Origin of the sequence: Ornithinimicrobium sp. INDO-MA30-4 (assembly GCF_021535045.1) — a bacterium.
Classification (GTDB): domain Bacteria; phylum Actinomycetota; class Actinomycetes; order Actinomycetales; family Dermatophilaceae; genus Ornithinicoccus.
In genome coordinates this window covers 2,199,462-2,220,269 of record NZ_CP091056.1, presented here as the reverse complement: position 1 = coordinate 2,220,269, position 20,808 = coordinate 2,199,462, and the positions used below count along the sequence as shown (strand labels likewise).

The window sequence follows — 20,808 nt, the reverse complement described above, 5'->3', positions numbered from 1 at the left end:
CTGTACCGACGCAACGTTCAGGTGCCTCGCAGTTGGGCTGATGACATGTTCGTGGCCCGCGCCGATCATGCCCTGGTGCAAGCTTGGCAGCCGGGGCGCGAGGGTGTCGTCATTGATGCCGTCCGCCGCAGAATGGTGCGAGTGTCCGCGATCGCCAACGCGGCAGAACGCTATCCACGCGTCCAGGGCCGTCGCGATCTGCAGCGTTTATTGACACACCTTGAAGGAGGCGTCGAGAGCTATTTGAGTGGATCGCGACCACCCAGGTCTTCACTGGTCCAGAGTTTGCTGAGTTCAAGCGGCAGGTGAATGCGCGTGTTGATGGGCGGCGTTATGTCCTCGACATGTGGCACGAACAGGCGCGATTGGCGATTGAGTTAGACGGGCAGGCATACCACTCTGGAGATGTTGCGCGGCAGCGTGACGTCACCGAGATGCCGACCTCGCGACCCTTGGGGTCCTCACCATCCGTTTCACGTATGCCGACATCACCGGCCGCCCGCAGTGGTGTCGAGACCGTGTGAGACGAATACTGTCGACGCGGTTGCGCCCTGGAGGAGCGATTTGAGCGAAATCAGCCGGTTCTCGCTCAAATCGCTCCGCTAGGAAACACCAGGCGCGCTAGTCCTTGAGGAAGGTGCGCAGCGCGTTAACAAAAGCCTCGGGCTGCTCCGAGTGCACCCAGTGACCTGCACCCTTGATCGTGGCCTTCACGGTTGAGGGGAACAGCGCTCGCATCGCCGGGGTGTGCTCAGGCTTGATGTAGGGCGAATCGCCGCCCGCCAGCCACAACACTGGCCCATCGTTGGTGGCACCTATCTCAGGGAAGCCACCAATCTCGGACAGGCTGTTGCGCAGCAGGTCGAGGTTTGGCCGCCATTGCCACCCATCGGCTCCTCGCTGCAGGTTTTGCAGCAGGAAGCCCCGCACGCTGGCCTTGGGTATGTCCTCAGCCAGTTGCTCATCAGCCTCACCCCGACTGGTCAGCGCGGCGAGGTCGAGCGCGCTCAGACTCCCCAGCAGGTGCACGAAGTCGTCGACGCCATTGCTCGCAGCAGGCGCGATATCAACAATGACCAATCGACGGATCAACTCGGGATGCCGCAGCGCCAACACCATCGCGACCTTGCCGCCGAGTGAGTGACCCACCAGGTCAATCGGCCCATCGCTAGCGAAATCCGCCGCCAAATCAGCCGCAACCAGTTCAGCCATCTCGACATAGCCAAAGTCGTCGGTCCACCCAGATCGCCCGTGATTGGGGAGGTCAACGAGCAAGGAGCTGTAGTCAAGCTCCAAGGCCTTAGCAATCGTCGTGAAGTTTTTGCCCTGCCCCATCAGCCCATGCAGAAAGACAACCTTGCGGCCCCCTTGTCCAACAACGCGGCTATGGATCTCGACTGATTGGCTCACGCCCCAACGGTAGAGGACGCGAGCCGCACCAGCCGCCAATCGCCACCCATCAGGCGATCAATCATTAACCCCGCAATGCACTCGCAAAGATCGCCGGGAATTTGCGCCATTGCGGCTTGGCAGCAAATGCCGTCAGCCGTCGAGCCGTCGTCGCAGCCGTCGTGTTGTTCACAAACCACGGCGGTTTGGGCGAGATCGACAGTTCGCCGCCCATCAGCGAGCGCGGCAATGGCCGGAACGGGCCAGAGACAACGGTCCGCTCAACGTCATCGAGCAACAACGCGTTGTGCACGACACCGATCCCGCTCTGCACATCTTCAGGGGTATGCCCGGGGAAAGCTCCCCAGGTCGCACGCGGTGACAAGAAGCCCAGGGCCGTCCACGCGTTGACGCCGATCGTGCCGTAGCGCAGCCGAGCAACGAGCGCTTCCAGCGACGGCCCAATCGCCTTCTTGGTCTTCGGGTCCATGATGATGTTGGCGCCCAACGTGCCATGCAGGTGCTCATTGCTGGCATCGATCGCATGCGCCAAGAACACCTCGCCCTCACCCTCAATCTCGGCGACACCCAACACCGGCGCGAAATACTCCGTGCTCAAGGCAGGCTCGACATCGTCCAGCGATAGGCCAGTCACCAAGGTCCGCTGGCCAGCGACAGCCTCGGCCTGGTCATAGGTCGTGCATGCATCCGACACCCGGCCATCGCTGCCCGGATACCAGCCGGGCCGCTTGGGCGCATCAGCAAGCGCCGTCCGCACTTCTGCCAAAAACTCATCCTTCTGCGCCCAATCGGAGCTCACAATGACGACCTGACCAGCAATGCAGTTGAAGCCACCGTTGTGCAGTCGCATCGTCGCCACATGATTAGCCTGGAACTTCAGGTCGGCCTTGGACCATTGCCCCGGCACCACGATGACCGGTGAAACTCCACCCAGTTCAGCCGTCACCGGCTTATCCACTTGGCGCTCACCGAGCCTGCGGTTGGCTTCACCTTCGGCGCCGGACCCCCAGACGATCGCGTTGAACGTCTGTTCACTGCCGGTCATGTGCACCGAGGTGATATCCGGGTGGCTAGTCAGCGCGCTACCGACATCGGCCCCACCCGTCACGATCGCCACCAACCCGGCGGCAAGGAAGGGCTCAAAGATGTCCTGATAGACCGAAAGCAGGTCATCCGTGATCGGGTTCAACTTCAAAATGACCGTGCGGTTGTGTGCGAACAACTCGTACAACACATCCAGCGGGGCGATCGCGAAGATGTTGCCTGCCCCCAACACCACCGACACTCCGCCGGTATGCGAGGGGTCAAGTTGCGTCAGCCCGGCACGTTCGCGCAACTGGACTTCGGTCACCCCAGGTCGAGTCCACACGTGCGCGGCAAAACCGCTGAAGAGCAGCCGGTCAAAGACCGAATGCGGCAACACCGAGACCGACTGGCGTCCGCCGGGGGCCGGCTTAACTGCATACCCACGCAGGACTTCGTCGCCGTCGAGGCGACTGAGAGTTTCCGCGAGCGCCTCGACATAGGTCTGCACGGCATACGGGCCGCTGCTCCACTCTTCCCCGACCAGTGGCGAGCTAGCTGGCAAGCCCTTAATCTCGGCCGCGATATTGACCCAGCGCTGAGCGTTATCGGCGCACAAGGCACCGACCTCAAGAAGCATTTTGCGCCGCTGAGCAACGGGCATCGCCGCCCAATCACGCTGTGCAGCGTTGACGGTTGCCACAGTAGCATCGAGGTTTACCGCGGTCTGGATGGTCATGGTGACCTTTCGCTCAGGGGCTTTCACTGTGACACAGCAACCGCAAACACGCAGAAGGGGCCGGTGCCCGCAGGCCCGACCCCTCTGCTTAAGCGCAGACTACTTACTCTCAGCCAGCTCTTCTTCCTTCTCCAAGCTCGCGCGGGCCTTAGCCGAAGCAACCTTGTTGATGGACTTGTGTCGCTGTAGGTCCCAGTAGGCGAACACGAAGTAGATCACGGTGCACCAAATGGTGAGGTCGTAGAACAACTCGCGGTTCACAAAGTAGGTGTACAGGTCGGGGCTATCGAACATGACCCGCCAAGCCAGCACGGCCGGGACAACCAGACCAACAACGATCCAAATGGCCTTGATGATCTTGGTTAGCGTTGTTGTGTCCTTGACCTCAGAGAATCCGCCCAGCCGAGCCTGCTCCGCCTGGAACTCCACAACTCGCTTGTTGTAGGCGGCCTCGGCCGCTTTTTGCTCGGTGAAGTCTTCACCCGCACCGGCCTGTTTGGCCAGGAACATGTAGAGACCCACAGCCAAGAACCATGTCGGCACAAAGAGGTAGTAGAACGGGATGATGTTGAGGAAGTTCAAGCCGAAACCAAAGACCAAGCAAACGCCCCAGGTGATGACGGCTGGCATGTTGTTTTTCAGACCCTTGTAGCTCATCCAGTATTCGGACAGGCCGTACTTCGCGAAGAGTTTGTGCTCGGCGTAGGCAATGCCACCCAGTGCCACCAAGATCAAACCTGCGTAGGTCAACAGCGGCAGGATGCTCTTGTAGATGAACGGGAAGCAGGCGGCGACGATAGCCACGAGGCCAACCTGGATGGTCACCCGCCAGCGAGGGCTGTTGGGCAAGAGTGCTTGGGCTGCCAGACCCGCCCGGTAAAGGTTGGAGTTCGCAGTGGTCCAACCCGCGACGATCACAATCACGAACCCGGAAGCACCAAGTGCATAGAAAGCCACGTCACCGGGCTCCGCCTCCAAGATGCTGACCTGCATCACGGCTGCGGTTGCTGCGCCCATGAGGCCAGCCGAGATCCAAGCAATGTAGTGACCAAACATCATGCCAGCGCTGGTTGCATACGCGGCGTTGGGCGTCTTCGCGAAGCGCAGCAGAGCCATGTCGATCAGACCGAAGTGCGCGAAGGTGTTGGCTGCCCAAGCGAACCCGATAACCTCCCACAAACCAATGCCCGGCTCACCAGCAGCGTTGGTGCCAGTGAAGACGCTCTCGCCAGCGATCGCGATGAAGTCGTTAAATCCGGTCAGTGTTGTGTAGCCGGTGACCGATTCGGTCAGCGCGGGGATGAGGACCATGCCACCAACGGTGAACATCACCATCAGCCAAGGTGCGCAAATACCAGCAAATTCACTCAACGCCTCAAAGCCGAAAGCGGCAACCAGCACCACAATCGCGCCCACTGCAAGCGCAATGAAGACAAAGTATGGGCTGGTTGGGTAGGCCTCGACCTGCGGCGGAATGTTGGAGACCACTCGCACAGCAGTAGCCGACACGGCAATCATTGCGGCCGAGATGGAGATGAAGATCAACACGTTGGCGCCGTTGTACAGCCTGAGAGCAGGTCGCCGCCAATGCGTTCCAGGTAAGCAAACAGGCTCAACCGGGTGCTGGTGACGATGGGAGCAGTGATGAAGCGAAAACTCAGCACAGCCAGGGTGTTACCGATAATCAGACCAATCAGGATGTCCCAGATCCCGGCACCCAGGCCGACGAACGTCGCACCAATGACGAACTCAGTAGCCGCTACGTGCTCCGCTGCATACAGACCGAAGAAGTGGCCAAAGCCGGTGCGTCGGTGGGCGCGACTGGCAGTTGCTCGTCGTCGAGGTCCTCCAGCTTTGCGTTTGGATCACATCCAGTCGTGCTCATGCGCGCCTCCCTGCGTGGTGCCCACCCAGGGCCCGTGAATGTGAAGTCATGACGGGGTTCACTCGTCGGCCGTTAGCGACTGTTGGATGACGGTGCCGGTCACCCATTGAGCGTTTTCAGGGCTTCCTCGACGGTGATCTCACCTTCGACAGCTAGCGCGAAGCGGTTGCCCACTGCGGTGCCAATGCTGGGGAAGGATGGGATCGCGACGTACTGAATGCCGGTGTAGGGAACTGGCTCGACCGTGGGGTTGTTGGGGTCGGCCGACTCAATAGACTCCAGTGCCAACTCGGCGAACGGCGCCGCATCCGTATACTCCTGCGTCTCGTACAGCGAGGTACGCGTGCCAGGAGGAACGTTGGCCCAACCGTCTTCCGCGGCGACGAGCTCGGTGTACTCCTGCGAGGTGGCCCAGGCGACAAAGTCCTTTGCTGCCTCAGGTGCATCCGTGCTCTCGGGAACGGCCAGCGACCAGGCCCATAGCCAGTTGCTGTTGACCTCCAGGCCGGTGCCGGGGGCGAGCGCAAAGCCGACTTCGTTGGCTACGCGGGACTCATCCTCGTCCGTGAGGGCCGAGCCAGCGACCGTAGCGTCAACCCAGATGGCACAGCTGCCTTCTTGGAACAGCTCCAGGTTGCCGTTGTAGCCAAGCTCGAAGCATTGTCGGGGCCGAAGGCCTGCAGCATCGAGGTGTAGTCGCCCAGCGCATTGCGCCAATCCGCGCTGTTGAGCTGCAGGGGCGTATGCGTCGTCGAACCACCGGGCGCCGTAGGAGTTGGCCATCGCGGTGATCAACGCGACGTTTTCACCCCAACCGGGAGCGCCTCGCAGGCAGACCCCGTTGACGTCTTCGCTGTCGAGTTGCTCGGCAGCTTCCATGATGAATTCCCAGGTGGGCTGTTCGGGCATCTGCAGGCCGGCCTCGTCGAAGAGGTCGGTGCGGTACATGGTGAAGGTCGACTCACCGTAGAACGGCGAAGCGTACTGCGTGCCTTCGTAGGAGAGCGCCTCGCTGATGGCGGGCAGCAAGTCCTCGGCGTTGTAGTCCGCTGGCATGTCATCCAAGGGCAGCAGCCACTCGCGCTCACCCCAGATCGGGACCTCGTAGGTGCCAATGGTGACGATGTCATAGCCGCCACCATCAGTGGCGATGTCGGTGATGACTCGTTGGCGAAGGGTGCTTTCTCCGAGAGTCTCAAACTCGACGGTGACGCCGGGGTTCGCCTCTTCGTAGACAGAAGCAAGCTCCTGCATACGCACCATTTCGCGGTTGTCGACAGTGGCAATGGTCAGCGTCGTTTCTTCGTTTGAGGACTGGGCCACCGTAGCGGTGGTCGCCAGCATGCTCGCCCCGGCGACGGTCACTGCACCCACAATGTAGGGCCGCGTGCTTCTTGGCATCTGGATTCCTTATCGTCTTTGATCGGCATCTCGTGCCCAACGAGAGCGGCACCCCGGCCCCCCCCAATCCCCGCTCCTGTCCATGACCAGCGTGTGCTCATATGAGCGAGGCTGATCTCACATGAGAGTGACCCAAAAAGAGATGACTGTCAAGGGATTCTCAGACTCTTATGGGCAAAAGTTCAGTCAAGAGAAACCCTGCAGGCCAAGGGTGACGGGCGCACCCGGCGGCGCACGGCTACTTAGACCAGCCCATCGGCTCGCCGCACGACGTCACGCAAGAACGTGTCCAAGTCGGCAGGATCGTCGATGTATTGCGAGGGCTTGATCGCAAAAGTCGTGTATCCCTGCTGCCACTGCTCCGCAATTGGCGCCATCGCAGCCCCCAAATCCGCGCATGAGTCGTCACTGCTGAACGTCGCACGCGTCCCCCCAATCATTTCAATCTCATCGATGCTGCGCCCGCCTTGGGCAAGCGCAGACCGCAGCGTTTCCAACTCCTGCTCGGTAGGCGCACCAAGGGGTGGAACCCATGACCCATCCGCACCAGGCGGTCCAGGACCGGGCCGCTGACTCGCTGAGCGCCGAACCAGAGACGAGGGCCTTCGGGCCGGCTGGAAGACAAGGATCTCGACGAACTCCTGGCCGACACGTCTTCAGTCGCGGACACCCTTGCCCTTTTGACCGCTACGTGGCTCTCACCAGCCAAAACTTCGACAAGGTGACTGACCTGTCAACCCTCGTGCCGGTGCCCGAAGCGCCCTGGTTCCCCGCCGACCTGATCAGCTGGGAAGCCCGTTGGTGCCTGGCACACATCACCGCCGAGGTCGCGCGGCATACCGGACATGCCGACATCATCCGCGAAACCATCGACGGCAAGAGGGCGTATGAGTTGAACGACTTGGCCGAGGCTCAGGCCGGCTGAGCCACCCAAGCCCCCCGGCTCCTTAGTCACCAGCGACCTGGGGTGCTACCTCGGTGCCCAGAAGTTCGATGCCGCGCAGCAGGTCAGCGTGTGCGAGTCGAGGGTTAGTCATTTGGATGGAAACCCGGTCAACTCCGCCCAACTGCTGAGACACTCGCCGCAGTTTGGTGGCGATGGTGTCTGGGTCGCCCATGAAGAATGCGCCGTCGGGTCCGCTGGTGGCATCGAACTGGCCGCGGGTCGGCGCAGCAAAGCCCCGCTCGAGCGACACCTTGGTGAACATCTCATGCCACCCCGGATAGATGGTGTCAGCGGCGGACTGGACGCTGCCTCCCACGAACCCAAACACGTGCAGACCCACCTGAAGCGACTCGGGGGCATGCCCTGCCTGCGCACCGGCGCGGCGGTAGAGATCAATCAGCGGCGCGAATTGCTTTGGCTGTCCGCCGATGATGGCGACCATCAGCGGCAACCCGAGCAGGCCCGCCCGAACGAATGATTCTGGAGTGCCACCAACACCGACCCAGATCGGCAGTGGGTGCTGACTCGGGCGCGGGTAGACACCCTGCCCGGTGAGCGCTGGCCGGTGCTGACCTGACCAGGTGACGTGAGTCGAATCGCGGATCTTCAGCAGCAGATCGAGCTTTTCTGAGAACAGCGAGTCATAGTCGGAGAGGTTTAGGCCGAACAGCGGAAAGGCCTCGGTGAACGAACCTCGCCCCACGACCAGGTCAATCCGCCCCTTGGAGATGAGGTCGAGAGTGGCGAACTGCTGGAAGACACGCACCGGATCGGCGGCGCTGAGCACTGTCACCGCGCTGCCCAGCCGGATCCGTGACGTCCGTGCTGCGGCAGCGCCAAGGATCACCGGTGGCGCTGAGTCGTAATACTCCTCGCGGTGGTGTTCACCGATCCCGAACGAGTACAACCCCGAGGAATCAGCGAGCGCAATCTCTTCCAGCAAGTGTTCGATCCGCTCCTCAGCCCCCACCACGCGTTCGGTCGTTGGGTCAGTCACCGTCGAGACGAAACTGTCTACTCCGATGTGCATGGTGTCCTCCTGTTGGACTATTGACGAGCTGCATCCTTCAATGTACTTGACGTGTCAACAACTGTTCGCGCGGATTATTTCCCGCGAGCTCCATTAGCAGGTGGCGACTCCCTAATGGCAGCCGCGGCGACCATACTAAAAAGATGACTCACCCACTCGAGATTTCGTTCACTCAGGGGATCACCGTCGTGTTGTCGACGGTCGGCATGTATGCGGCGTTCCTGATCATGATCAGGGTCTTTGGGTCACGAGTGCTGGCTCGCATGTCGACGTTTGACCTGGTTGTCACCCTGATGATGGGCGCCATCGCTGGTCGAGTCGTGCTCGGCCACACGCCCGTTTTGGCTGCTGGTGTGCTTGGCCTGGCAACCTTGCTTCTGCTTGAGGTCATCGTCGGCATCGCCCGAGCGAGTGACCGCGCCACCTGGCTTCTCGCGCCACCGCCAGTGATGATCATCGAGGACGGGGCCGTGCTCAAAGAAGGTATGCGGCGCTCGCACGTCACGCACGCCGAGGTTGCCAGCGCGCTGAGACAAGCAGGGTCAGGCACATCGCCGAGGTGAAGTACGGCATTTTTGAGTCGACCGGCCAAATCAGCGTGATGCGCTACGGGCGTGAAGTTGACCCCGAGTTGCTGGTTGATGTCATGCGACCTGGCAACAAATCCAAGACCAAGCTCCAACCGCCCCCGTCCAAAGATGACGCGGCGGGTGGCACTTGAACAATCAAGGGATGACGAACCCGCAGCCTAAGCCACCCACCACCGCAGTGCTCCACCTGGGTCGCGAAGAGCTGGTGATTCGCCAGCGCTACGAGGTTTTGAGCATTGTTAACGACCTGCTCATCGGCATCTGGTTTCTCGTTGGCAGCATCATGTTCTTTTCAGACACCTGGGCCTATTGGGGCACCTGGCTGTTCGTCATCGGCAGTGTCGAAATGCTCATCCGTCCGGCCATCCGGTTTGCCCGACACGTGCACCTACAGCGCTATCAGCCAAGCAACCCGGCGGTCGGAGCAAGCGGTCAAGATTTCTAGGCCTAGTTTCCCGCGGCCGGGTTTGCCGAGTCGGCCTGGTGACGCTCGACATACGGCATGACGGTCGAGCCATCACCCATCGAACCGGACGCGATCACGCCCAGCGAACCGTCCTGATCCAAGATCACGGCCTGCACGTTTTCTGCGAACCATGCCCACTCTGACGGACAGCGGTGTCGACGTCGATGTGCGTGAGTCGATGCTTGCGCAGGGCAGCATTCTGCAATTCGCCACCGTAATAAAGCAACACCGGCGGCGAATCGAGAATTCGCCTCATGAACTTCCACCGAGCGCGGCCAGCGGCTAATACCCACTGAATCGTGACCAGCAACACCAACGCTGCCACGGCTTGAGCAACGCTAACTCCGACGGCCGTGATGACTCGACCGAAAGCTGAACCCAAAGTGACTCCGATGACGAAGTCAAGCGGTGTCATTTTCGCCATGGTGCGTGGACCGGTGCCACGCAGCAGCAATACGAGTGTTAGATAGCCGACCGTGCCGAGTAAAAGGGTGTGCCAAATGGGAGCCCATCCGGACCAAAAATAGTTAACATCCATGTCTTCAATGGTCACACGGATCAGCGCGCGGTCTATGGCGCGCGTGCGGTCAGGAACAGCGGACTGTTCAAGCCTTCTGCAATTCCTGCGCCAGCATCACGATGATGCCGCTGGGGCCACGAACATATGTCAATTTGTAGACACCTTCGTATGTCGCTACCCCGCGCAGCGGATAGCAACCGTGCCCGGCGGCGACGGCGAGCGCCTCGTCGATGTCGTCGACCGAGAACGCGACCCGGTGCATACCGATCTCATTCGGCAGCGCGGGCTGTCTCTCGATCGCGTCGGGATGAGTGTACTCGAGGAGTTCGATGCTGCCTCGACCGTCTGGTGTTTGTAGCACTGCGATCTTGGTGTGATTGCCGTCGATCCCCACCGCTGTCTCTGACCATTCACCACTGACCTGGTCTCGGCCAAGAACGTTCAAGCCAAGATCGGTAAAGAAGGCGATCGCGGCTTCAGATCGCGAACCGCGATGCCAACATTCTCAAGTTTGATGGCCATGGATGCACGATACGACCCCTACCCAAGCATCGCGCTGGCCGAATACCGGTGTAGCAATTGAAAACGCTACGGACACTTCGTCAGAAGGTCCGTAGCGTTGTTGTTCTTCAGATATCAACGACTACGCGTGGTTGTCGTCGTTCTTGTCGTTGAACGCGTCCTTAACGTCTTCGCCAGTCTGCTTGGCAGATGCCTTGCCCTGGTCGGCCTTGCCCTCTGCCTGCATCGAGGTGTTGTCCGTCGCGCCGCCAACAGCGTCCTTAACCTTGCCCTTGGCGTCTTCGGCCGCGTTGCTAATTTTATCGCCGAGTCCCATGAATTCTCCTTCGCTAGATGGACGGTACGTTCACCACAATTGGACATTTTTGCCTGGCATGCAAGCCCAACGCCACCAAATCTGTCGGACGGCTTGAGAATCCACTTCTGAAGTGCCCTTTGGCCCAAAAACACCCCCCTGGGGTGCCTCAAGCGACCGAGACCCCCTCTGCCTGCGAGATCGCCCACGCTGCGTTGATCAGCCCGATGTGACTGAAGGCTTGCGGAAAGTTCCCCAACAAGTCGGCACCTGCGGGATCGACTTCCTCGGCTAGCAACCCGACATCGTTGGCATAGGAGATGGCTAGTTCGAAAGTCTCGCGGGCCCGGCGCGTTTCTCCGATCAGGGCCTGAGCCTGAGCCAGCCAAAAGGTACACAGGAGGAACGTCCCTTCTTCGCCTTCTAGACCGTCCTCGGCCAGATAGCGAAAGACCAGGCCGTGATCGTCGGTCAGCCGCTCTGCAATAGCGTCTATGGTCGCGCGGACCCTTGGGTCATCAACAGGTAGAAAGCCGACAATGGGCAGCATCAAGACCGACGCGTCGAGATGGTCTGAGCCGAACGACTGGGTGAACGCTTGTGCGGTGTCACTCCATCCTTGGTCAAGAATGGCCGTCGCGATCTCTTCCCGGGCCGCTTTCCACTCGGGTATGCGAGCCTTGGCCTCCAGAATTTCGGCTAGCTCGATTCCGCGGTCGAGGGCAACCCAGCACATCAATTTTGAATACAAGTAGTGGCGGGGTTCGCCGCGTATCTCCCAGATACCTTGATCGCTTTCGGTCCATCGGGTCGTGGCAGCCTCGACGGCTGAAACGAGGAATTCTTGCGTCTCGGTGTCGAGATCGCCCAATTGATCTTGGAATCGGTGTGCTGCACCGAGCAACTCGCCATAAACATCGAGCTGTCGCTGGTTCCAGGCGCCATTGCCTACACGCACCGGTGTGCTGTCGCGCCAGCCTCGTAAGTGGGGCAAGGACCGTTCGCTGAGATCTCGCTCGCCGCCAACCCCAAACATGATGGGTAGGTCGTTGCCTCGCAGCATTGACGTCGCCGCAGCGTTGGTCAGGAAGGTGAAAAAATTGCTGGCATCGTCGGGACAGGCAGCAATCCACAATGCTTCCAGCGTCAGGCTGGCATCTCGCACCCAGGTGTAGCGGTAGTCCCAATTGCGGGAGCCGCCCACCGTTTCGGGCAGTGATGTGGTGGGAGCGGCCACAATTGCTCCGGTTGGTTGATATGACAGTGCATGCAATACCCGGCCAGAGTGGGTCACCAAATCAGGCCAGGGACCGTCGTAGTTTTGACGCTCGGTTGACCACCGTTGCCAGTTTGCGATCACGTCGTTGAGGCCTTCTGCTATCTCGCTTGAGGACCAGACATCGGGCACCGCCTGTGAGCTGGTGCGGTGCTGGAGGGCAAACCCATGCGACTGACCGCTCGACAACTCAAACTCGGCAGTCACCGACTCGCCTAGTTTCACCTCGGCCGGGGAGGAAAACACCAAGATGTCGGCTCCACCGCGGGCCACCACCCCGCCGTCAACCGCATGCAGCAGTGGATGGATCAAGCCGTACTCAGGTCTAGGTGCATAGTCCATCGTGAAGGCGATGCTGCCTTTGGTGCAGGTCACCTGTCGAAGAAGCACCCCAGGTGATTGGGCTGCCAAGTCGTGATCTGGCGTATTAGGCCCGATGGACATCGCATCAAGCACAACCGCTTCACCAGTCGCGGTCCGGTAGGTCGTCTCGAGTGCCATTGACCTGTCCAGATAACGGCGCTCGATGGATGCCTCATCCACTGGACGCAAGAACCAGTGCCCACCGTCGTCATCGAGCAAGCCGGCGAATACTGCTGGGCTATCGAACCGAGGGAAGCACAGCCAGTCGACACTTCCGTCGCGACTAACCAGCGCCGCCGATCGGCAATCCGACAACAACGCATAGTCAGCGATTTCTTGGGATGCCATCAATGGCTCCTTATTCTTGGCCGCGGGTTGTTTCGCTGAGTCCCATCTTCTATTGCGCACGGGCTAACGCAGGTTAAGACTGGCACCCATGTCTAGTCGTATTGCAGCTATCGCCATTGACGCCGAGCAACCAGGACTCATTGCCAGATTTTGGTGTGATGTTCTTGGGTGGCACATCACCGAAGAACACAACAGCATCGTCAGTATCGCAGCGCCCGATGGTGTGGGGCCAACGATCGATGTCTTAGTAGTCCCTGAGAGCAAGTCCGTCAAAAACCGCATCCATCTGGATTTGACTGCCGACAGCCCCAGCGCCGCGGGCGAACTCGAGCGACTTCTTGCCCTAGGCGCGCGCCCCACCGATGTGGGGCAGGACGCAGATGAGAGTTGGGTAGTGCTCAGCGATCCAGAGGGAAACGAGTTCTGCCTACTCGCGGTCAGGTGAGGACAGAACATGACATGCACTGACGTCGTGGTCATTGGTGCAGGTCAGGCCGGCTTGTCGGCTGGCTACTATCTGCGGCGAGCGGGACACCGGTATGTGATTCTCGATGATCAGCCCACCCCCGGTGGCTCTTGGTCTCACGCTTGGCCCTCATTGCGACTGTTTTCACCGGCGCAATTCTCGTCGCTGCCGGCCAGACCCATGCCTGCATGGCCCGATGGATTTCCACCCGCTTCACACGTGGTCGAATACCTCGCTGAGCACGAGCGCCGATACGATCTACCGGTCAAGCGACCGATCCGGGTCAGGGAGTATGTCGAGACGGATCTGACCTCGTCGTAGAAGCCCAGAACTGCTTCTGGCGAGCGCGTCGAGTCATTAGCGCCACTGGCACCTGGCAACAACCATTCTGGCCGATCTACCCAGGCGCCCGAGAGTTCACCGGAAGACAACTGCATACCGTGCACTACTGCGAGCCCACGGAGTTCACCGGACAACACGTCGTCGTTGTTGGTGGCGGCAACTCCGCCGCCCAACTTGTCGCCGAAATCTCCACGCAGGCAGATACGACGTGGGTGACTACTAGCCCGCCACGGTTCCTACCCGACGATGTCGATGGCAGGGCGCTCTTCAAACTCGCCTCTCAACGCGCCGCTGCCCTGGCCGCTGGGCACTCCGATCCGGGCGGAATAGCAGAGCTAGGAGATGTGGTGATGGTGCCCGAAGTCCGGGCAGCCCGGGATCGCGGTGCTCTCAAAGCGCTACCGATGTTTGACCGGCTCACCCGACGCGGTATTGCCTGGAAGAATAAGCACCAGCATGCCGATGCAATGTGTGGGCCACTGGTTTCCGACCCGCTTTGAACCACCTTCGACCATTGCGGTTGCGCGAGCACGACGGCACCATCGCCGTGTCGGGGACTCGCGCCGTGAAGGAGCCGAGGTTGCACCTTCTCGGCTACGGGGATTGGACTGGGCCGGGATCGGCCACCATCGTCGGTGTCGGCCGAAGCGCCCGAGACGCTGTTGCTGAACTAGATCTCTAATTTCAACTCATCCTTGAATCATTCCAACCAGGAAGTATTCTCGATGAATGTTGACCCCAGAAGTTCCCGCTGAATTGGCGGCCGACCAAGAGTCTGCGGAGTCCATGATCCGTGCTCGCGGCGTGCGGGTCACCGCTTCTCGGGTGGCTGTGCTGCGAGCCGTCAACGAACTGCCCCACGCAGACGCAGATACCTTGACCCAGGCCGTGCGGAACCGGCTCGGTGCTGTGTCGACCCAAGCGGTGTACGACGCACTCGCGCTTTTCAAACAACTGGGGCTGGTCCGAAGAATCGAGCCAGCTGGCTCGCCGGCTCGTTTCGAGACGCGGGTGGAGACAACCACCATCACGTGACTTGTCGTCAATGCGGGACCATCGCCGACGTGGAATGCCCCTCGGGCGAACCACCCTGTCTGACCCCGCCCGATACCCAGGATTTCCTGATCGACGAGGCCGAGGTCATCTATTGGGGCCGCTGCGCCGACTGCCAACAACAACCAGTGTAAAAGACCAGCCCACACGTTCCCACGAACTGTGGAAACATCCCTTTCCCATGAGGAGACACATGACCAACGCTGACAAAGATTTGATCCACGACGGCACAGACCCCAGCGGGTCGGCTACTCTCGGTGGCGCGCCGGCTGAATCTGACCGCAATAGCCTGAGCCTGTCGCCCAATGGTCCACTGTTGCTTCACGACGTGCACTTGGTCGAGACGCTGGCCCACTTCAACCGAGCAAACGTGCCAGAACGCCAGCCGCACGCTAAGGGCTCGGGAGCCTTCGGCGAGTTCGAGGTGACCGGTGATGTCTCTGCCTACACCAAGGCGGCTGTTTTCCAGCCCGGCACCAAGACCCGTATGTTGTCTCGTTTCTCGACGGTCGCGGGTGAGCAAGGATCGGCTGACACGTGGCGTGACGTCCGCGGCTTCTCACTGCGTTTCTACACCTCCGAGGGCAACTTCGACCTGGTTGGCAACAACACGCCAGTGTTCTTCATTCGCGACCCCATGAAGTTCCCGCACTTCATCCGTTCGCAGAAGCGCTTGCCCGACTCTGGCCTGCGCGATGCCACGATGCAGTGGGACTTCTGGACGCATACCCCGAGTCGGCCCACCAGGTGACCTACCTCATGGGCAACCGTGGCTTGCCGCGCTCGTGGCGCTACATGAACGGCTACGGCTCGCACACCTACATGTGGGTCAACGAAGCCGGTGAGCGCTTCTGGGTTAAGTACCACTTCCACACCAACCAGGGTGTGGAAAACCTCACGGCAGACGAGGCCGAGCGCCTTGCCGGAGCGGACGGTGAATACCACCGCCGCGACCTCTTCGACGCGATCGGTCGCGGGGAGCACCCCACTTGGGAGTTGTCGGTGCAGGTCATGCCGTATGAAGACGCGAAGGACTATCGCTACAACCCGTTCGACCTGACCAAGGTCTGGCCACACTCGGACTACCCGCTGATCAAGGTCGGCACGATGACCCTGAACGAGAACCCGACGAACTTCTTCGCCCAAATCGAGCAGGCCGCCTTTGCGCCGAGCAACACCGTGCCCGGCATCGGCTTCTCCCCGGACAAGATGCTGTTGGGCCGCGTCTTCGCCTATGCAGACGCACACCGCGCCCGGATTGGCACCAACTTCCACCAGTTGCCGGTCAACCAGCCGGTCAACAACGAGCCAGCCCCCTATATCGTCAACGGCAATATGGCCTATCAGCACACGGGTGATGCCCCGGTCTATGCGCCGAATAGCTTCGGGCGCCCCTACGCCGATCAAGAGGGCCCAGTCGCCGAGGGTTGGGAAGCCGATGGCGAAATGGTGCGCCAGGCATACATCCTGCACGCCGAGGATGATGACTGGAGACAGGCCGGCACCTTGGTTCGCGACGTCTTTGACGACGCCACCCGTGATCGTTTCGTTGACACTGTTTCTGGTGCTCTAGCGGGGGTTCACCCTGAGGTGCTGGAGCGCGCATTCCAGTACTGGCACAACGTCGATGAGCAGATCGGCGCCCGTATCAAGGACGCCGTTCAGGCCAATGCAGCAGCGGGCGATGCCGATCCCGCTCCAGAGACCATCCTGCGGGAGCCAGCCACCAACGCGCGGACCTAACCAAGCAACACGGCTGCTCAAGCCAACAACCAGGCCCGCCGGGTGCAAGCGCTACTTCGCTTGCACCCGGCGGGCCTGCGGCAGTTGTCCGCGCTGACGCATGACAGCGAGAACACGCCGGTGACTGTCTATTCGTTGTCGCCACCAGTGTCTTGGGGCATCGCTGGTCCGCCCTCGACGGTGGCAGTCTCCCCTGCGTCAGGACGCACCCACGCGCGTACGGCCGGGCTGTCTTGCCCAGTAGCCCGGGTGTAAGCACGAATCTCTAGGCGCTGGTCGACCATCTGCTGGCGTAGCCCGGCATACCGAGTGGCTAAACCGGGCACTCGGTCGATGACGTCCATCACCAGGTGATAGCGATCCAGGTTATTCAACATCAGCATGTCGAAAGGCGTGGTCGTCGTGCCCTCTTCGACGTATCCGCGCACATGCAGGTTGGAATGCCCCGTGCGCCGGTAGGTCAGCCGGTGAATGAGCCACGGATAGCCGTGGTAGGCGAAAACCACCGGTTTGTCGGGGGTGAAGATCGTGTCGAATTCCCGATCTGAGAGCCCGTGCGGATGCTCCTTCTCATCTTGCAGTCGCATCAGGTCCACCACGTTGACCAGGCGCACCTTAAGGTCAGGGATGTGCTCGCGCAGCAGAGCCGCCGCAGACACCGCCTCCAGCGTCGGCACGTCACCGGCACAGCCGAGCACCACATCCGGTGACTCCCCCGCCACCTCGGTGCCCGCCCAATCCCAGATGCCCAATCCACGGGTGCAGTGCTTCAAGGCCTCATCGACCGACAAAAAGCTCGGCGCGGGTTGTTTGCCGGCCACTACCACGTTGACGTACTGCTTACTGCGCAGCACGTGGTCGTAGGTCGACAGCAGCGTGTTGGTGTCCGGTGGCAAATACACGCGCACGATGTCGGCCTTCTTGTTGACCACGTGGTCAATGAACCCGGGGTCCTGGTGTGAGAAGCCATTGTGATCCTGGCGCCACACATGCGAGGACAGCAGGTAGTTCAACGACGCGATCGGCCGACGCCACGGGATTTCGTTGGTCACCTTGAGCCACTTGGCGTGCTGGTTGAACATCGAGTCGATGAGGTGAATAAACGCCTCGTAGGAGTTCATTAAACCGTGCCGACCGGTTAACAAGTAGCCCTCAAGCCACCCCTGGCACTGGTGTTCCGAAAGCATCTCCATGACCCGGCCCACTCGGGCCATCGCTTCACCCTCATCGTTTGGCAGATAACCGGCCATCCACTGCTTATCCGTCACCTCAAAGACGTTCTGCAACCGGTTGGAGGCTGTCTCGTCGGGCCCAAAGATCCGGAAGTTATCGGGGTTGAGCGTGATGATGTCCCGCAAGAAATTGCCCAGGATGCGGGGAGCTTCGGTCATCGAGCCGTCTACCTCGACCCCGTAGTCGCGCCAGTCCGGCATCCGCAAATCGCGCAGCACCAGACCGCCGTTGGTGATTGGGTTAGTAGACATGCGCAGAGCGTCCGGCGGATTGGCCGCAGTGATCTCAGCAATCAGAGCACCGTCGTCGTCGAACAACTCTTCAGGTCGGTAGCTGCGCAGCCAATCTTCAAGGTTCTTCAAATGTTCGTCGGTATCGCGAGCGTTGGCCAGCGGCACCTGGTGTGAGCGCCACGAGTTCTCGGTGCGCTTACCGTCGACCTCCTTCGGCCCGGTCCAGCCCTTCGGCGTGCGAAAAACGATCATCGGCCACAGTGGCCGTTCTTGAGGCTGCCCTGCGGCGTCGCGAGCAGCAGCATCAGCCTTGATCTGAGCGATCTCGTCGAGCACGACATCGAGCAGTTCGGCATACCTGCGGTGCGCGGTTGCATGGTCTTCGTCTTCAAAACCGCCCGTGAAAAAATGTGGCTTGTGACCGTAGCCGTGCATCAAGGCAGCGAGTTCGTCCTCAGGAATGCGAGCCAACACTGTTGGGTTGGCGATTTTGTAGCCGTTGAGGTGCAACACCGGCAACACCACACCGTCGGTATGCGGGTTGAGAAACTTGTTGGAGTGCCACGACGTGGCCAGCGGGCCAGTTTCGGCCTCTCCATCACCCACGACCGCGAAAACCAGCAGATCAGGGTTATCGAAAGCTGCTCCGTAGGCGTGAGACAGCGCGTAACCCAGTTCACCGCCTTCATGGATCGACCCAGGCGTCTCTGGGGCAACGTGTGAGGAATGCCGCCGGGAAATGAGAACTGGCGGAACAGGCGATGGATGCCCTCGGTGTCACCGGTGATGTCTGGGTACGTTTCGGTGTAGCTGCCCTCCAGGTAGCAACTGGCCACCAGCCCGGGGCCACCATGGCCCGGGCCCGTCACATACAGCGCGCTGGTGCCCCGCTCGGCAATGGCGCGATTGAGGTGCGCGTACAAGAACGTCAGCCCGGGGTGGTTCCCCAGTGGCCGAGCAAGCGCGCCTTGACGTGCTCTGGCTTGAGCGGTTCGCGCAAAAGCGGGTTGTCAAGAAGGTAGATCTGGCCCACAGACAAGTAGTTGGCGGCCCGCCACCACAAGTCCACTCGCCAAAGCGTCTCATCGGATAGCGCCTGATCCGTCGAATCCTCCCGGCTCGGCCAAGCGTTCTCGGAGATCGTGTACGTCTTCATCGCATTCCCTGCCTGTCGATTGCATCAGGTGGTGGATCGGACCCAACTCGAATGGTGCGCGACCCCGGCGACGTGTGCAGGATGTCGCAAACATCGCCAAGCTAATTATGGCACCACTCGCGCAACTGTTCGAGCTGCAGGCCGTGTGTCATCCCCCAACTCACTGCACGGGCGCGGGTATCGACATCGATTTTGCGATAGGCGCTACGAATGTAGGACTTCACTGTGTTTGCGCTCAGGTAACACCTGGCCGAAATTTCGGCATTGGACAAACCCTGCGTGATGAGCGCAAGCATTTCTGCTTCTCTGGGCGAGAGTCCCGCTTCCCGGCCTGGCCACCGTTGGGCCGCACCGGGTCCGTTGATGTCGATGTTTGGGTCGTCGCTATGGTCGGGATCGCGTGAGCGGTCGGCGTACATCACGACCTGTTCTCCCGCGTGGACGCGCTCTAGCGCAGTCACCAACTCATCGGCCGACAACGTCTTAGGCAAATAGCCCGAAAGTCCCTTCGATAACCCGGCTTCAAGCGCATCAGGCTGCGACTGCCAACTGTAAACCACGATATGACCACAGTTCGGATTCGCTACCAGGGTCTCGACATCTTCCCCATAAATCTGCGGCACGGCGAAGGTGTCATACAACGTGACATCAACGGGATCGGTCGGCGTCAGATTGACGTTAAGTTCGGCAACCCGAATGCGATCCCCGTAGGGCGCCAACATGTCGGCCAACCCGCGCACTACCACCTCGTAGTCGTTCATCAGCGCTACCGATAGCGTCGCTGAACCCGAGTTTGTGGTGCTCGGCTCGGTGGGGGCGCTCATGGAAGTGCAGATTACACCCACGCACCGAAGCCGATTTGAACAAGGCCCCTATCCAGCGATAGGGGTGGCCACTAACTGCGCTGCAGGACGCCACTCAACCGGCCACGAGCCTGTTCGGCGGGTCGCTGCTGTTCACCCTGCTGGGCACCCAAGACGACTAAGACACCCGTCACAGCAGGCAAAGCCCACTGGCAATACTTCAACTGCTGTTGTGCAGAAGCGAGTTCGCTGTCACTGCCCGCGGCTGGTTCGGTAACCCCCTGAGTGGGGTTGTCCTGCAGGTCATAGACCTTCTTGCCCAACATGCCGCTGTATACGGTCAATCCGACCCCAACGACAGTAAGAGCAGTTTTGACCGCGGTGTTCTGTTGCGCTTCCTCCTGTTGCTCGACGCGCTTTTTGTTGCCGGCGATGAGGCCTCAGGCCGCCCAAAGCATGCAGCGCAATCGCACCAGCGCTAACAGGGGCCCAGCGAGCCCAACCCAAGGAGGACAACCGCAATGCTTCTTGCGAAGATTGCGCCTGGGCCGTCGCTCCGTTCAAACCCACGGCCCCCATGAGGGATCCGCCGAACCATGCCCCCAGACCGAGATCGTGAGCAGACCTAACCAATGTGTTGCGTTCTGACACTGTTCCTCCTGAGACATCTGGTGAGTAGCCAGCAAGAGCCAGCTACGTGATCATTCACTAACTATTTCAAGTTAACCCCGCCGTGAACACACCCGAGAGGGTGCCCTCATTCCAGCCCCATCACACCGACATCTGGCGCAATTCGCGGCCGTTGAAGTGCACCAAACCGCGCTCAGCAAACGCGTTCAACCACCCGAGCATCGGCCACTGATCCCAACGCTCGTGAAAGACCTGCGCGTTTCGCACGATGGCGTCCAGATGCTCGATAGGTGGTGAGGATATGGGGTGATGTTGGTGGTACGCGTCGGCGCCGC

The 20,808-nt window shown here is 60.6% G+C and carries 26 protein-coding genes and 3 pseudogenes; 12 read left to right on the top strand and 17 right to left on the bottom strand.

The window, feature by feature from the left end; genetic code table 11:
• Positions 1-21: 21 nt before the first annotated feature.
• Positions 22-309, top strand: a complete 288-nt coding sequence (locus L0A91_RS13330) for a hypothetical protein (RefSeq protein WP_235244873.1) — start codon at positions 22-24, stop codon at positions 307-309.
• Positions 306-524, top strand: a complete 219-nt coding sequence (locus L0A91_RS13325) for a hypothetical protein (protein ID WP_235244872.1) — start codon at positions 306-308, stop codon at positions 522-524. The genes L0A91_RS13330 and L0A91_RS13325 overlap by 4 nt, the downstream gene beginning before the upstream one ends.
• Before the next feature lie 97 nt (positions 525-621).
• Here L0A91_RS13325 and L0A91_RS13320 read toward each other — a convergent pair whose 3' ends face one another.
• The 7 genes from L0A91_RS13320 to L0A91_RS13300 form a co-directional block, all read right to left on the bottom strand.
• Positions 622-1,410 carry an alpha/beta fold hydrolase gene (locus tag L0A91_RS13320; RefSeq protein WP_235244871.1) on the bottom strand — a complete coding sequence of 263 codons (789 nt, stop codon included), beginning with the start codon at positions 1,408-1,410 and terminating at the stop codon, positions 622-624.
• 64 nt (positions 1,411-1,474) lie between these two features.
• On the bottom strand, positions 1,475-3,172 hold the full coding sequence (locus tag L0A91_RS13315) for an aldehyde dehydrogenase family protein (RefSeq protein WP_235244870.1): 1,698 nt from the start codon (positions 3,170-3,172) through the stop codon (positions 1,475-1,477).
• A 99-nt stretch (positions 3,173-3,271) separates the two neighbouring features.
• Positions 3,272-4,720, bottom strand: coding sequence for a hypothetical protein (locus L0A91_RS13310; protein ID WP_235244869.1), 1,449 nt, complete (start codon positions 4,718-4,720; stop codon positions 3,272-3,274).
• The gene (locus L0A91_RS17680; protein ID WP_260115229.1) at positions 4,714-4,836 is read right to left on the bottom strand and encodes a hypothetical protein; all 123 of its coding nucleotides are present in this window, start codon (positions 4,834-4,836) and stop codon (positions 4,714-4,716) included. The genes L0A91_RS13310 and L0A91_RS17680 overlap by 7 nt, the downstream gene beginning before the upstream one ends.
• Before the next feature lie 95 nt (positions 4,837-4,931).
• Complete coding sequence (locus L0A91_RS17675; protein ID WP_260115228.1) at positions 4,932-5,057, bottom strand: hypothetical protein; 126 nt, start codon at positions 5,055-5,057, stop codon at positions 4,932-4,934.
• A gap of 99 nt (positions 5,058-5,156) precedes the next feature.
• Positions 5,157-6,422 (bottom strand): sugar ABC transporter substrate-binding protein, encoded by a 1,266-nt coding sequence (locus tag L0A91_RS13305; RefSeq protein WP_235244868.1) that lies wholly within the window; start codon positions 6,420-6,422, stop codon positions 5,157-5,159.
• A gap of 278 nt (positions 6,423-6,700) precedes the next feature.
• Positions 6,701-6,955, bottom strand: a complete 255-nt coding sequence (locus tag L0A91_RS13300) for a hypothetical protein (protein WP_235244867.1) — start codon at positions 6,953-6,955, stop codon at positions 6,701-6,703.
• A 194-nt stretch (positions 6,956-7,149) separates the two neighbouring features.
• Here L0A91_RS13300 and L0A91_RS13295 point away from each other — a divergent pair, with 194 nt between their 5' ends.
• Entirely contained in the window at positions 7,150-7,383 is a 234-nt protein-coding gene (locus L0A91_RS13295; protein ID WP_235244866.1) for a DUF664 domain-containing protein, read from the top strand.
• A 22-nt stretch (positions 7,384-7,405) separates the two neighbouring features.
• Here L0A91_RS13295 and L0A91_RS13290 read toward each other — a convergent pair whose 3' ends face one another.
• Entirely contained in the window at positions 7,406-8,434 is a 1,029-nt protein-coding gene (locus L0A91_RS13290; protein WP_235244865.1) for an LLM class flavin-dependent oxidoreductase, read from the bottom strand.
• Between the two features lie 143 nt (positions 8,435-8,577).
• Between L0A91_RS13290 and L0A91_RS13285 the strand changes: the two genes are divergently transcribed.
• Genes L0A91_RS13285 through L0A91_RS13275 form a run of 3 tightly spaced genes read left to right on the top strand, consistent with a single transcriptional unit; the run spans position 8,578 to position 9,469 of the window.
• Positions 8,578-8,997, top strand: coding sequence for a DUF421 domain-containing protein (locus L0A91_RS13285; RefSeq protein ID WP_235244864.1), 420 nt, complete (start codon positions 8,578-8,580; stop codon positions 8,995-8,997).
• A complete protein-coding gene (locus tag L0A91_RS13280; RefSeq protein WP_235244863.1) occupies positions 8,994-9,155 on the top strand; it encodes a hypothetical protein in 162 nt (53 codons plus the stop codon). The genes L0A91_RS13285 and L0A91_RS13280 overlap by 4 nt, the downstream gene beginning before the upstream one ends.
• An 11-nt stretch (positions 9,156-9,166) precedes the next feature.
• The gene (locus tag L0A91_RS13275; protein WP_235244862.1) at positions 9,167-9,469 is read left to right on the top strand and encodes a YrhK family protein; all 303 of its coding nucleotides are present in this window, start codon (positions 9,167-9,169) and stop codon (positions 9,467-9,469) included.
• A 2-nt stretch (positions 9,470-9,471) separates the two neighbouring features.
• On the opposite strand, the gene L0A91_RS17670 is transcribed toward L0A91_RS13275, so the two are convergent.
• The 5 genes and pseudogenes from L0A91_RS17670 to L0A91_RS13255 all read right to left on the bottom strand — a co-directional run bounded on the left by L0A91_RS17670 (position 9,472) and on the right by L0A91_RS13255 (position 12,814).
• A complete protein-coding gene (locus L0A91_RS17670; protein WP_260115226.1) occupies positions 9,472-9,606 on the bottom strand; it encodes a hypothetical protein in 135 nt (44 codons plus the stop codon).
• On the bottom strand, positions 9,594-10,028 hold the full coding sequence (locus L0A91_RS13270; RefSeq protein WP_235244861.1) for a DUF421 domain-containing protein: 435 nt from the start codon (positions 10,026-10,028) through the stop codon (positions 9,594-9,596). Before L0A91_RS13270 ends, L0A91_RS17670 begins: the two co-directional genes overlap by 13 nt.
• A 67-nt stretch (positions 10,029-10,095) precedes the next feature.
• A pseudogene (locus L0A91_RS13265) lies at positions 10,096-10,532 on the bottom strand (VOC family protein).
• A 121-nt stretch (positions 10,533-10,653) separates the two neighbouring features.
• Positions 10,654-10,848: a CsbD family protein gene (locus L0A91_RS13260; protein ID WP_235244860.1), complete on the bottom strand. Its 195-nt coding sequence runs from the start codon at positions 10,846-10,848 to the stop codon at positions 10,654-10,656.
• A gap of 148 nt (positions 10,849-10,996) precedes the next feature.
• On the bottom strand, positions 10,997-12,814 hold the full coding sequence (locus tag L0A91_RS13255) for a glycoside hydrolase family 15 protein (RefSeq protein WP_235244859.1): 1,818 nt from the start codon (positions 12,812-12,814) through the stop codon (positions 10,997-10,999).
• A gap of 88 nt (positions 12,815-12,902) precedes the next feature.
• Here L0A91_RS13255 and L0A91_RS13250 point away from each other — a divergent pair, with 88 nt between their 5' ends.
• The 6 genes and pseudogenes from L0A91_RS13250 to L0A91_RS13235 all read left to right on the top strand — a co-directional run bounded on the left by L0A91_RS13250 (position 12,903) and on the right by L0A91_RS13235 (position 16,418).
• Positions 12,903-13,259 carry a VOC family protein gene (locus tag L0A91_RS13250; RefSeq protein WP_235244858.1) on the top strand — a complete coding sequence of 119 codons (357 nt, stop codon included), beginning with the start codon at positions 12,903-12,905 and terminating at the stop codon, positions 13,257-13,259.
• Positions 13,260-13,268: 9 nt separating this feature from the next.
• Entirely contained in the window at positions 13,269-13,601 is a 333-nt protein-coding gene (locus L0A91_RS19175) for an FAD-dependent oxidoreductase (RefSeq protein ID WP_311197833.1), read from the top strand.
• The gene (locus L0A91_RS19170; RefSeq protein WP_311198167.1) at positions 13,532-14,122 is read left to right on the top strand and encodes an NAD(P)-binding domain-containing protein; all 591 of its coding nucleotides are present in this window, start codon (positions 13,532-13,534) and stop codon (positions 14,120-14,122) included. The genes L0A91_RS19175 and L0A91_RS19170 overlap by 70 nt, the downstream gene beginning before the upstream one ends.
• The gene (locus L0A91_RS19165) at positions 14,119-14,304 is read left to right on the top strand and encodes a hypothetical protein (protein WP_311197832.1); all 186 of its coding nucleotides are present in this window, start codon (positions 14,119-14,121) and stop codon (positions 14,302-14,304) included. Before L0A91_RS19170 ends, L0A91_RS19165 begins: the two co-directional genes overlap by 4 nt.
• 47 nt (positions 14,305-14,351) lie before the next feature.
• Positions 14,352-14,657, top strand: a complete 306-nt coding sequence (locus L0A91_RS13240) for a transcriptional repressor (RefSeq protein ID WP_311197831.1) — start codon at positions 14,352-14,354, stop codon at positions 14,655-14,657.
• Between the two features lie 211 nt (positions 14,658-14,868).
• A pseudogene (locus tag L0A91_RS13235) lies at positions 14,869-16,418 on the top strand (catalase).
• 128 nt (positions 16,419-16,546) lie between these two features.
• On the opposite strand, the pseudogene L0A91_RS13230 reads toward L0A91_RS13235, so the two are convergent.
• From L0A91_RS13230 to L0A91_RS17665, 4 genes and pseudogenes are all read right to left on the bottom strand, one after another.
• A pseudogene (locus L0A91_RS13230) lies at positions 16,547-19,040 on the bottom strand (phosphoketolase).
• A gap of 101 nt (positions 19,041-19,141) precedes the next feature.
• Positions 19,142-19,864: a LuxR C-terminal-related transcriptional regulator gene (locus tag L0A91_RS13225; protein ID WP_235244857.1), complete on the bottom strand. Its 723-nt coding sequence runs from the start codon at positions 19,862-19,864 to the stop codon at positions 19,142-19,144.
• A 71-nt stretch (positions 19,865-19,935) separates the two neighbouring features.
• Positions 19,936-20,187, bottom strand: a complete 252-nt coding sequence (locus tag L0A91_RS19160; protein WP_311197830.1) for a hypothetical protein — start codon at positions 20,185-20,187, stop codon at positions 19,936-19,938.
• Positions 20,188-20,614: 427 nt separating this feature from the next.
• A complete protein-coding gene (locus L0A91_RS17665; RefSeq protein WP_260115225.1) occupies positions 20,615-20,740 on the bottom strand; it encodes a hypothetical protein in 126 nt (41 codons plus the stop codon).
• Between the last annotated feature and the right edge of the window lie 68 nt (positions 20,741-20,808).